This window comes from Daejeonella sp. (assembly GCF_017495225.1).
Lineage (GTDB): Bacteria > Bacteroidota > Bacteroidia > Sphingobacteriales > Sphingobacteriaceae > Daejeonella.
Genome location: NZ_JAFEIG010000033.1, coordinates 130,067 through 142,137 on the forward strand (window position 1 = coordinate 130,067; position 12,071 = coordinate 142,137).

13 protein-coding genes are annotated in these 12,071 nt (G+C 35.1%); 9 read left to right on the plus strand and 4 right to left on the minus strand.

Going from position 1 to position 12,071, the window contains the following annotated elements; genetic code table 11:
* Nucleotides 1-17: 17 nt before the first annotated feature.
* On the minus strand, nt 18-287 hold the full coding sequence (locus tag QZ136_RS12185) for a hypothetical protein (protein WP_291403921.1): 270 nt from the start codon (nt 285-287) through the stop codon (nt 18-20).
* Between the two features lie 146 nt (nt 288-433).
* On the opposite strand from QZ136_RS12185, the gene QZ136_RS13480 reads away from it, so the two are divergent.
* Nucleotides 434-670, plus strand: a complete 237-nt coding sequence (locus QZ136_RS13480; RefSeq protein ID WP_363245337.1) for a helix-turn-helix transcriptional regulator — start codon at nt 434-436, stop codon at nt 668-670.
* Nucleotides 671-832: 162 nt separating this feature from the next.
* Here QZ136_RS13480 and QZ136_RS12190 read toward each other — a convergent pair whose 3' ends face one another.
* Complete coding sequence (locus QZ136_RS12190; protein WP_291403923.1) at nt 833-2,215, minus strand: DUF4270 domain-containing protein; 1,383 nt, start codon at nt 2,213-2,215, stop codon at nt 833-835.
* An 82-nt stretch (nt 2,216-2,297) separates the two neighbouring features.
* Complete coding sequence (locus tag QZ136_RS12195) at nt 2,298-3,125, minus strand: glycogen/starch synthase (protein ID WP_291403925.1); 828 nt, start codon at nt 3,123-3,125, stop codon at nt 2,298-2,300.
* 146 nt (nt 3,126-3,271) lie between these two features.
* Between QZ136_RS12195 and panC the strand changes: the two genes are divergently transcribed.
* The 5 genes from panC to QZ136_RS12220 all read left to right on the plus strand — a co-directional run bounded on the left by panC (nt 3,272) and on the right by QZ136_RS12220 (nt 9,337).
* On the plus strand, nt 3,272-4,114 hold the full coding sequence (gene panC, locus QZ136_RS12200; protein WP_291403927.1) for a pantoate--beta-alanine ligase: 843 nt from the start codon (nt 3,272-3,274) through the stop codon (nt 4,112-4,114).
* Nucleotides 4,115-4,185: 71 nt separating this feature from the next.
* Entirely contained in the window at nt 4,186-4,680 is a 495-nt protein-coding gene (rfaE2, locus tag QZ136_RS12205; RefSeq protein ID WP_291403929.1) for a D-glycero-beta-D-manno-heptose 1-phosphate adenylyltransferase, read from the plus strand.
* A gap of 130 nt (nt 4,681-4,810) precedes the next feature.
* Nucleotides 4,811-5,950: an acyl-CoA dehydrogenase gene (locus tag QZ136_RS12210; RefSeq protein ID WP_291403931.1), complete on the plus strand. Its 1,140-nt coding sequence runs from the start codon at nt 4,811-4,813 to the stop codon at nt 5,948-5,950.
* Between the two features lie 16 nt (nt 5,951-5,966).
* On the plus strand, nt 5,967-7,214 hold the full coding sequence (locus tag QZ136_RS12215) for a TlpA disulfide reductase family protein (protein ID WP_291403933.1): 1,248 nt from the start codon (nt 5,967-5,969) through the stop codon (nt 7,212-7,214).
* On the plus strand, nt 7,214-9,337 hold the full coding sequence (locus QZ136_RS12220; protein WP_291403935.1) for a M1 family aminopeptidase: 2,124 nt from the start codon (nt 7,214-7,216) through the stop codon (nt 9,335-9,337). The genes QZ136_RS12215 and QZ136_RS12220 overlap by 1 nt, the downstream gene beginning before the upstream one ends.
* 7 nt (nt 9,338-9,344) lie before the next feature.
* Here the strand turns inward: QZ136_RS12220 and QZ136_RS12225 are convergent, their stop codons facing one another.
* Complete coding sequence (locus QZ136_RS12225; RefSeq protein ID WP_291403938.1) at nt 9,345-9,692, minus strand: phage holin family protein; 348 nt, start codon at nt 9,690-9,692, stop codon at nt 9,345-9,347.
* Between the two features lie 24 nt (nt 9,693-9,716).
* Here QZ136_RS12225 and QZ136_RS12230 point away from each other — a divergent pair, with 24 nt between their 5' ends.
* The 3 genes from QZ136_RS12230 to nusA all read left to right on the plus strand — a co-directional run bounded on the left by QZ136_RS12230 (nt 9,717) and on the right by nusA (nt 12,036).
* Nucleotides 9,717-10,166, plus strand: coding sequence for a hypothetical protein (locus tag QZ136_RS12230; RefSeq protein ID WP_291403940.1), 450 nt, complete (start codon nt 9,717-9,719; stop codon nt 10,164-10,166).
* A 136-nt stretch (nt 10,167-10,302) separates the two neighbouring features.
* Nucleotides 10,303-10,767, plus strand: a complete 465-nt coding sequence (rimP, locus tag QZ136_RS12235; protein ID WP_291403942.1) for a ribosome assembly cofactor RimP — start codon at nt 10,303-10,305, stop codon at nt 10,765-10,767.
* A 33-nt stretch (nt 10,768-10,800) separates the two neighbouring features.
* The gene (gene nusA, locus QZ136_RS12240) at nt 10,801-12,036 is read left to right on the plus strand and encodes a transcription termination factor NusA (RefSeq protein ID WP_291403944.1); all 1,236 of its coding nucleotides are present in this window, start codon (nt 10,801-10,803) and stop codon (nt 12,034-12,036) included.
* Nucleotides 12,037-12,071 lie beyond the last annotated feature (35 nt).

Below are 12,071 nucleotides of genomic sequence, written 5' to 3' on the forward strand. Positions count from 1 at the left end.
GACGAAAACATAAAATCTTAACATGACGAACCGCGTTCACCACAGGCGGCACGAAAGGAAAAACATGAACCAGACTGACAAGTTCCATTTTTGCATCTGTTTTGCGGAGTTTCAGGACAAACAGCATCGATTATTGCTTCAATTGCTTCAGCAATTGTGCCAGGGTCAATAGCTTTTGCCTTATTCGGAAAAAAGCTCGTTGTCATTACAAAAAGTAAAACTAACGTTACTGAAAATTTTGTAAATACATTACTTTTCATTGTTTTAAAATTATTTGTTATTTCCATTATCTTAAAGGGATGGAATTTTCCTTATCTGTTGGCCTAACATTAATTCTAAATTAGAAAGTATGAAAATAAAAAATGCCAAGGCATAATGGGCAAAATTTTAAACTTTTATTATATTTATTTTATATTAAGTAAAAAAATATAATATGGGGGAGGTAAATTCTATTTTAGGTTTTAAACTCAGGAAGTTAAGAGTCAATAGTAATTACAGTCAATTATTTGTTGCAAATTGTTTAGGAATTAGTCGAAATGCTTATGTAGGGTGGGAGAATGGTACAATAAATTTTACATTAGAACAAATTCAACGTGTTTGTGAGTTTTATAATATTGATATTATAGAATTTTTAAAAGAAATACCATCAAACAAAAATAACATTCTTTAGCGTTTGCAAAACCGCTTTATTCTACACAACAATTATTGAATAAGGATAAACCAGGGGCTGGCTTCAAATTATTTTAAAAACAAAATTCCTTTAAAATAAATCATACGCTTTTGCGATATAATCATTTTAAAGGAATATGATTGTTATCTAGGTTTAAGACTCTTAATTAATCTTACTATAAATAATATTAAGTTTCATTTTATAGCTTACGCCTGCTTTACCACTACCAATTACTGCGCTGGTGGCTGTTGCTCCAGAAGGTAGCGGACCAGTTTGACGGTTATAATTGATACCAACTGGTGCAATATAAGTATCGTATTGCTTTAATCTGCCTCTAAGAATATCTTGTATGTAACTTGTAACTACAAATTTATAGCGCTTGTTAGTTTTATCATAATAGCCACCAAAACCAAAATCGGTTAGCGATATGTTAGGGTTTGTTCCAAAGTCAGGAATAAATTGCCTTTGTTTAGCGATATCTGTTTGGTATAAAATTAACCTTGGTGAAGGTTTAAACTCATCACTTCCACCAACAACAGTCAATATTAATTCTGCTTTGTTGATCGTAATATTTCCTAAACTTTTAAGTTTATCTAAATGTGGGAAATTTAATTTAGTTCGTAAACCAGCTAAACCTTGAACAAAAATATTATCAAATTTTGTATTTGGATTATTTAGTTGGGTGCGAATTGCCGTACCAGTATAGTCATGAGTAAAGTTTGCAATTACTGGTGCCGTATTATTTTTAATTGGAAACTTATGTAAAGTTGTGTCGGTTGCCGTTCCATTCTGACTTTTATAATAAACTTCTAGTCTACTTGAATCTGTCAAATTTAGGAATGCTATACCACCTTTTCCTGTGCTTTGAGATTTGTCAACCGTAAGATAAAAACCGTTTATTACTTTATTGAAAGCGCTATTGCTAGCTAAAGTTGCTGTACTAGCTGATAAAAAATTATTATTGATAAAGGTTTTATCAATTGGAATTCGAATATGAGGTGCTTTTGATCTAACCACATCAGGTTTACCCTTTACTAATTCCGACACTCTCACACTATCTTTTAAATTAAAACTCAATAGCTTGCTTCCTAAAATTGAGCTATTATGTGCAATCGCTTTCGTATTATAGTGCGTTGCTGTTTCACTTATTGGATTTGTTAATTGACGAACTTCAACCTTAAATTTAGATGTACTGTCGCCATGAAACTCTTTGCCATAAAACAAAACTAGTACCGCCGAATCTAAAACTGGGCTAGTCCCAAAGCTAAGCCCTGGAGGGTCAAGTGTTAATCCAAGTCCAATATTAGCCGTTGTTTTCCCCATTATTGGGTCATTTAGGTAGCCAAGCGGGTATTGTGACAATGTATTGGTAATAATTGAATCCTCAGCTACTGTGCTAGCATTAATTGTTATGGTGTCTATTAAATTTCCCTTAATTTCTGTAGCAGTGTTAACTTCAAGTCCGATAGACTCCGTTTCCTGACAACTACTTAAAATAAAAAGACTTATCAACAACGTTAATAAGTCTAATTTGAATAATTTCATCTGTATTAAATTTTTAAAAGCCTGTTGACTCTATTTTTATTACCTTTTCTTCTATTTAAAATAGTTAGCCTACCCTTAATTATTAATCAACTAAGGAAATAAGCTCTTCACTAACTATTTCTTCGTAAAGGTTGTAATAATTTTCGTAATCTGAAGTAGAATTGAACTCTAAAGTCGGTTTATTACCTTTTTTAACAAACTTTAACACTTCATCATTGATATTTTCACTTGCATATACCACCGCATCAGAATACGAAATAGCACCTAAATTAAGGGCTGTATTAGTTGCTTTTGAGTAAATTTCGGTATGCTCTGCTGTCATTCCGCTCATGATTGCTTTTTTTGCAAAGTCGGCATGCAATGAATCCTGGAAATGATCGTCGTAAACAGAATAAACCACCTTTGAATTTTTAAAGGTTGGATCGTCTTTGTAAATAGTTTTTAGGTAAGCAGGTACTAATGAGCTCATCCATCCATGGCAATGAACTATTTCTGGCGACCAGCCTAATTTTTTAACAGTTTCAAGAGCTCCTTTGCAGAAGAAAATGGTACGTTCGTCATTATCTTCATAGAATTTGTTACTGTTGTCTGCAAATACATGCTTTCTTTGGAAGTATTCCTCATTGTCGAGGAAATACACTTGCATACGTGCAGAAGGGATTGAAGCAACCTTGATTATCAGAGGATTATCATTATCATTGATAATAATGTTCATACCCGAAAGACGAATAACTTCATGAAGTCTGTTGCGACGTTCATTAATATTTCCAAAGCGAGGCATTAGGATACGTATTTCGAATCCTTTGTCTTGCATAGCTTGTGGAAGCTGACGAGTAATCTCAGAAATTTTGGTTAATTCTAGGAAAGGCGACATCTCATGCGTAATAAAAAGAATCTTGGTTTTTGCCATCTCCGATTTGGTTAATTAGGTGTTATGAAAAATTTTAGAATAGCAAAGATAAGCATTATCTTATGAATTATCAATGAATTACGCAAATCCTTTTGGTTCTGTTTAAGTATTTAACCATTTTTGAGGGCAATTAAATTAAATATATTTTGAAAATTTTTAACCGCAAGCAAGCCCTTCACACTTATTTGGATGAATTGAGATCCCAAGCTAAAACAATTGGTTTTGTGCCAACCATGGGTGCCTTGCATGCCGGACATCTATCTTTGATTGAACAAGCCAGACAAAAAGCTGATATCATTGTTTGCAGTATTTTTGTGAATCCTACCCAGTTTAATGATAAGAAGGATTTAGAAAATTATCCACGCCCAGTAGAAGATGATATCAAAAAATTGGAACAAGCTTTTTGCGATATCCTATTTATTCCCGAAGTAGATGAGATGTACAATAGCACTGAGAAATGGTCTATTGAACTCGATAATTTGGATAATATTTTAGAAGGAAAAATTAGACCTGGTCATTACCAGGGGGTTACGCAAATAGTTAAAAAGTTATTTGATATCATAAAGCCTGATTTTGCCTTCTTCGGACAAAAAGATTACCAGCAGTACATGGTTATTTCTTACATGGTTAAAAAACTGCGAATAAAAGTAAAATTGGTGCTCTGTGCTATTATCAGAGAGAAGGATGGCTTGGCAATGAGCTCCAGAAATATTTATCTATCTCCCCAAGACCGTCAAAACTCATTGGCTTTATTTCATGCCTTATCTAAATTTCGCGATCTGTACAAAACCAAAAGCATCAGTCAGTTAAAAACTGAAATAACTTCATTTTTAAAATCTGCACCAGGAATTGAAATGGAATATTTTGAAATCTTTAATGCCAAATCATTTCAACCCGCTAGCTCCAAACGTGCTGGCAGTATAATTGCTCTTGTAGCTGCTAAAGTGGGCTCTATTCGTATTATTGATAATATGATTATTGAGAAATAGGCTAATATTGATATAAATGATCATCCATAAAGCTTAATTTTGTTTTAAACCGTATACTGAAAAGATCAATAATGACTAAACTAGAGATAATTAAAGGGAAAATCTTTCAAGCCAACGAGCTTAGAGCAAATCTTAATATTTGGAGGCTCCTAGAAAAGAAAATTGTCTTTACAAACGGTTGTTTTGATTTATTGCACCTCGGGCATATCGACTACCTTTCAAAAGCGGCAGATATGGCTGATAAATTAATCATCGGACTTAATTCTGATGCTTCAACAGCTGCATTAAAAGGTCCTTCTCGACCTATTATTGATCAATATTCTCGCTCCATCATGCTTGCTTCTTTTTCTTTTGTTGATGCAGTTATTATTTTTGATGATCCAACTCCCATCCAACTAATTGAATGGATTAAGCCCGATATTTTAGTCAAGGGTGCAGATTATACCATTGATCAGATTGTTGGATCAGATCTTGTTTTACAATATGGTGGCGATGTTAAAACAATCGAATATCTGGCGGGTTATTCAACTTCAGCCATCGAAAAAAAGATTAAATCTACACCCTGAAATATAGCGCAACTAGTTAATTTCCAGAATTGCACAATCTTATTGTCATAATTAAGCATTAATTGGGGCAGAGAAATATTTTTTGAGTCCAAAATGCTATTTTTGATCAACTAACTAATTTCACCAAATTATGTATTTTGAACTGTCCGAAGAGCACCTGATGATACAACAGGCTGCTAGAGATTTTGCTAATAATGAGTTAAAAGCTGGCGTGATTGAGAGAGATGAACATCAAATATTTCCTCATGAACAGATTAAAAAACTAGGAGAGTTGGGCTTTCTTGGTATGATGGTTGACCCTAAATATAATGGCGCAGGAATGGATACTATTTCTTATGTGCTAGCGATGGAGGAACTATCTAAGATTGATGCATCGGCCTCGGTTGTTGTTTCAGTAAACAATTCCTTGGTATGTTACGGTCTTGAAAAGTATGGTACCGAAGAACAAAAGGAAAAATATTTAAAGCCACTTGCTGCCGGTGAAAAAATCGGAGCATTTTGTCTTTCTGAGCCCGAAGCAGGCTCCGATGCTACCTCACAGCATACTACTGCTGTAGATATGGGCGATCATTACCTATTAAATGGAACTAAAAATTGGATTACTAATGGTGGCAATGCTTCTACTTACCTTGTAATTGCTCAAACAAATTCTGCATTGAGGCATAAGGGTATCAATGCTCTAATTGTAGAGAAAGGCATGGAAGGCTTTACCATAGGCCCGAAAGAAAATAAACTTGGTATTCGTGGCTCTGATACACATTCATTAATGTTTAGCGATGTAAAAGTCCCGAAAGAAAATAGAATTGGTGATGAAGGTTTTGGCTTCACTTTTGCTATGAAAACTCTTGATGGAGGTCGCATTGGCATCGCTGCTCAAGCACTTGGTATCGCTTCAGGTGCTTATGAATTAGCATTGGCTTATTCGAAAGAACGTAAAACCTTTGGAAAACCAATTTCTCAACATCAAGCTACTCAATTTAAGCTTGCTGATATGGCTACAGAAATTGAAGCGGCTCGTATGCTTTGTTTGAAGGCTGCTTGGTTAAAAGATCAGGGACTACCATATGCTCAAGCAAGTTCAATGGCTAAACTTTTTGCTTCTGAAGTAGCCATGAAAACTACTGTGGAAGCCGTTCAAATTCATGGTGGTTATGGCTTTGTTAAAGAATTTCATGTGGAGCGCCTTATGCGTGATGCTAAAATCACTCAAATTTATGAGGGGACTTCCGAAATTCAACGTATCGTAATTGCACGTGAGATTTTGAAATAATATCTTAAATTTAAATATGAAATATGTTTTAAATATAACCTTGTTCTTTGCTCTATTGAGCTTGTTTTCCTCTTGTTCCAATACTCCAGATGCTGGATTTGATGAAGGAATTTGGCGTGCAACGCTCAAGACTAGCTCTGGTGCGGAAATTCCTTTCAACTTTGAGGTGATCGACTCAGCAGATCAAAAATTCCTTGATATTATTAATGGAAAGGAGCGTTTTAGAGTCAATCAAATCTCCGCAATGGCCGATTCTCTCATTATCCAAATGCCTTTATTTGATTCAGAAATAAGAGCAGTTCTAAAAAATAAGACGCTAAGTGGAAGATGGATTAAACACTATGCAGATAGCGACGAGGTTTTACAGTTTCATGCAAAATCAAATGATGATTGGCGATTTTTTAAAGTTAACCCGGAATCTAAGTCCAATGTTTCTGGTCGCTGGTCTGTAACATTTAATACCTTAAATAATAAAGATAGCTATGCCTCGGTTGGCGAATTTTCTCAAGAAAACGGACGTGTTTTGGGTACTTTTTTAACGGCAACTGGTGATTATCGCTTTTTAGAAGGAACCGTTTCAGACGGCAATCTATATTTATCCTGCTTTGATGGAAGTCATGCCTATCTTTTTACAGGTAAATTATTGAACGACAGCACGATAGTTGATGGTAAATTTTATTCGGGTTACTCGTCAATTGAAACATGGACGGGCAAAAAAGATGATCGTGCAACTCTTCCCGATGCCTATTCATTAACAAATTTAAAGTCTGGTTACGATAAGATTAATTTTTCATTTCCAAACCTCGATGGCAAAAAGGTCTCACTCTCTGATGAGAAATTTAAAAATAAGATTGTTTTAGTCCAATTTTTTGGTTCTTGGTGCCCTAACTGCATGGACGAAACAGCCTATCTTTCAAGCTTCTATAAAAAATATCAATCAAAAGGGGTAGAAATTGTTGGTTTAGCCTATGAGCGATCCAAAGATTTTGAACGCTCAAAGAAAAATGTCGCACGTTTACGCGACCGCTTTTCTGTGCCTTATGATTTTTTGATAACAGGCTATACAAATGATAAGGAGGAAGTTTCTAAAAGCTTACCCATGCTTGAGAAATTTGTTGCCTTTCCAACCCTTATGATTATTGATAAATCTGGCAAAATCAGGAAAATTCATACTGGTTTCAGCGGACCGGGAACTGGGACTCATTATACAGAATTTGTAAAGGAGTTTGAGAAAACAATTGATGATCTCTTAGCAGAAAAATAATGATATCCCTCAAATTATTAAGATACTGCTCCCTTGGGGCAGTATTTTTTGTTTTATCATGTGCTACACCTCAAATGGTGAATCTTGATCCTATTACTGTCATTGAAAATATGCCCGGATCAAATATTTATCGCGGAAGCTACACTAGAACCACTGATATTATTAATACAAAGCTCGATCTTAGCTTTGATTGGGATAGTGCCTATGTGTATGGCAAAGCCACGATTTCGGCAAAACCTTATTTTTATGATACCGATCAATTGGTTTTGGATGCCAATGGTTTTCAAATTAAGCAGGTATCATTAATACAAAATGAGGATAAAAAGCCACTTAAATATTTTTATGATGGGAAAAAACTTCGAGTAAACCTCGATAAAACCTATCATAAAAACCAAGTTTATTCAGTTTTCATCGACTATGTGGCTATGCCTAATAAATTGAAAATTGGTAAAGATATTGGCTCTGCAGGTGATCGGGGAATATACTTCATCAATAATACAGGTAGAGATAAAAATAAGCCGCAACAAATTTGGACACAGGGAGAAACGGAATGTAATTCTACTTGGTTCCCTACAATTAATGATCCGCAAGAAAAAATGACTCAAGAGCTGAATATCACGGTTCCTGATAGATTTATAAGTCTTTCTAATGGTAGTCTTGAATTTTCTAGCTTAAATGGAGATGGAACACGTACGGATAGCTGGCGACAAGAGCAAGCTCATTCTACTTATTTAACCATGCTTGCGGTGGGTGATTTTGTGATTACAAAAGACCAATGGCGTGATAAGGAAGTAAATTATTATACTGAACCTGAATTTGCCCCTACTGCCAAAATTGTTTTTGGCAATACCCCCGAAATGATGGAATTCTTCTCCAATCGATTGGGTGTTGATTATCCATGGGATAAATATTCTCAAATAGTTGTGAGAGATTTTGTGAGTGGCGCGATGGAAAATACGAGTGCATCTGTATTTTATGAAGGTTTAAACATGACTGAAGGGCAGCATATCGATCAAAACCAAGATGGTATTATCGCGCATGAACTTTTTCACCATTGGTTTGGAGATCTTGTAACTGCTGAATCATGGTCTAACCTCCCCCTTAATGAGTCGTTTGCAACTTATGGCGAATATTTATGGGATGAATATAAACATGGTCGTGATCAAGCAGACTTTAATGGATTAAATGATCTTAATTCCTATTTAAAAAGTGGGAATAAAAAACGTGTGGATGTTATTCGTTTTGATTACGCAGACCGCGAACATATGTTTGATGAAGTTAGCTATGAAAAGGGTGGTCGCATTTTACATATGCTGAGAAAAACTGTAGGCGATGAAGCCTTTTTTAAAGCATTGAACATTTATTTAACACGATTTGCCTTCAAAAGCGCTGAAATACACGATTTACGTTTGATTTTTGAGGAGATTAGCGGAACCGACCTCAATTGGTTTTTTAATCAATGGTTTCTTGCTTCAGGACATCCCATTCTAAATATTAAAAGCGCTTATGATTCTGATAATAAAGAAGTTACTGTAAGTATCGAACAGAGCCAAGATCTTTCAAATACACCTTTATATCGTATCCCCATGGCGCTTGATATTTATTTAAATGGCAAGGTGGAACGTAAAGAAATTCTCCTCGAAAAACAAAGCCAAAAATTTGTTTTTTCTGTCTCAGGCAATCCTGATTTGGTAAATGTGGATGCGGAAAAATACCTTCTCGCGGAGAAAATTGAAGATAAAACTACTCAAGAATACGTGTTTCAATACCATAATGCACCATTATTTATGGATAGATTAGAAGCTGTAAATGTGCTCTCGAAAAACAGGCATGATGAAATAGCCAAAAGCACTTTAATTAAAGCCATTAATGATAAACATTGGTTTATTCGCTTGAATGCTTTAGAGCTGATTCAGCATCTTGCAACTGAGGAAAGAACTATAATATACGAAAAAATTAAGGAATTGGCCCTGCAAGATGATGTTTCGCAAGTTAGGGCCCTAGCAGTTGAAATATTGGGCAAATATTATCGAACGATGGACAATCGCGAAATATTTTTCATGACGGCTATGGACAAATCAATTGCAGTTAAAAAAGCAACAAGCGCTGCAGCAGCTAAATAAAATTTACCTAGGAAGATTTATCGGAACGAAAAGCAGAAAACACCATTTGAACTAAGGCAAGAACAATAGCAAAAAGTAGTGCTGAAAAAAAGCCTTGAGTATTAAAATCGTCCATCAGTTGATCCACTAATAATACCATTAATACAGTTATGATGAATGATACTAATCCGAGTGTTAAAAAATTAATTGGGAAGGTAAAAATTCTCAATATTGTTCCGATGGTAGCATTTGCTAGTGCAATTAGAACTCCTGCAATAACGGCACTCCAAAACCCGGCAACGCTAACTCCCGGAAGCAAATAGGCTGCAATTGCTACAGCAGCTCCCATTAACAATATTTCAATAATTAGTCTCATATTTATATTTAAATGTAATTAACAATGAAATTTAGCAAATGGTTTAACATTTCCCTAATTTTTTTAATTTATTCTTGTAGCCAAGGAAAATCGACTATCGAAGAAGGAAGTGACATAAAAATAAGCCTTTCGGCGGATAGTACAGAATTGATATTGTCTAATATTCCATCCTATGTGCTAGATGAATTTAGGGAAGATTCGCTTGATAATAGTTTATGGACTAATTTTTTTGCAGTTTATAAAGATACCAGCGATCTGGAAATGAGAGATTATCAGTCGGCATTAGAAGGTACCTACACTATTACCGATAGCTCCATCACCTTCAAGCCTAAATTAGCTTGGAGTTCAGATAATTTTTATTTTGCTAGGTGTTATACCAAAACACTTCTAAGAAAGCCAGAAGATATCATATCTCGGCGAACTATAAATCCAATTAGCGACTTTATTGAATTTAAATTTAGTCCCCTCAAATAATATAAATGTATTGAAATCAGCTATTTGCAATGCAAAATATTTTTTCTATATTTGCATCAATCTAAGAGGAGCTCCGCCATTGTCGGGGCTCTTTTTTTACCTTCCTTTTTCAAAAAGGATTTAAAAAGGGTAATTTATGAATGTAGAGAAGAGAGTTACAGAATTAGTTGAAGAGAAAATTGCAGATCGTCCAGATTTATTTTTGGTGGATGTGCAGATGCATGGTAGCGGAATTTTGTCTATTTTAGTAGATGGCGACAATGGTGTTGCAATTAGTGATTGTGTTGCAATTAGCAGGCATGTTGGTTTTCATCTTGAAGAGGAAAATACAATTGAGCAAGCATATAGGCTTGAAGTTTCTTCTCCAGGAATAGACACACCGCTTAAATCATTTCGTCAGTTCCAGAAAAACATAAACCGTTCTTTAAAAATTAAGTTAAAGAGTGGTAATGCAAAGGAAGGCAAACTGATTCAGGTTGAGGAATCTTCAGTTAGCATCCAAGAAAGCGTAAAGGAAAAGGGTAAAAAGGCAGTATTAATAGAAACTTTAATACCTTTTGAAGATATATCAGAAGCGATAGTTTTAGTAAGTTTTAAATAACGTCCCACACAAAGGGGCAAATTGAATAGAAAAATGAGCAATATTAATTTAATCGATTCATTCCAGGAGTTTAAAGACTTTAAGAATATTGACCGTCCTACGGTTATTAGTGTGTTAGAAGAGGTTTTCCGCAGCATGTTGCGTAAAAGGTATGGTACCGACGAGAATTGTGATGTGATTGTTAACCCGGATAATGGGGATTTGGAGATTTGGCGTACACGTACCGTAATGGAAGATGGATTTTCTGAGGATGATGATTTAGAAATCGAATTGGCTGAGGTTAAGCTTATTGATCCTGATTTGGAGATTGGTGACGATTTTATTGAGCAAATTACATTGGAGAGTTTCGGTCGTAGAGCTATTCTTGCGGCACGTCAAACCCTAGTTTCAAAAATTCTTGAACTAGAGAAGGATGAGATATTCAAAAAATATAAGGATCGTGTTGGAGAAATAGTAACTGGTGAGGTTTACCAAGTTTGGAAAAAAGAAACCTTGGTTCTTGATGATGAAGGCAATGAGCTTTTATTACCTAAGACCGAGCAAATTCCAGCAGATTATTTCAAAAAGGGAGATTCTGTTCGTGCCGTGATTGATAAGGTTGATATGATAAATGGTAATCCCAAAATTATTATTTCTCGTACTGCTCCTGAATTCTTACAACGTTTATTTGAACTAGAAGTTCCTGAAATTTTTGATGGATTAATTACCATTAAGAAAATTGTTCGTGAGCCAGGAGAGAGAGCAAAAGTTGCTGTTGAGTCTTATGATGATAGAATTGATCCGGTAGGAGCTTGTGTTGGAATGAAAGGATCTCGTATTCATGGTATTGTACGTGAACTAAAGAATGAAAATATTGACGTAATAAACTTTACTAATAATATTTCCTTGTATATTCAAAGAGCTTTAAGCCCTGCAAAAATTACAAGCATCAAATTAGACGAAGAAGAAAAGAGAGCTGCAGTTTATTTAAAGCCTGATCAAGTGTCATTAGCCATTGGTCGTGGTGGACATAACATTAAATTGGCAGGAAAGTTGACTGGATATGAAATTGATGTGTACCGTGAGGCTCATGAAGATGATGAGGATGTAGATATCGAGGAATTCTCAGATGAAATTGAAGGATGGATTATCGATGAATTTAAGCGTGTTGGACTAGATACTGCGAAATCAATTCTTGCTTTAAATGCAGATGAATTGGTAAAACGTACAGATCTTGAAGAAACAACAGTGAAGGATGTAATCGAGATTCTGAAGTCAGAATTCGAATAAGTTATTTGTTCGGGATATTTGAAAAAAGAGCGGGT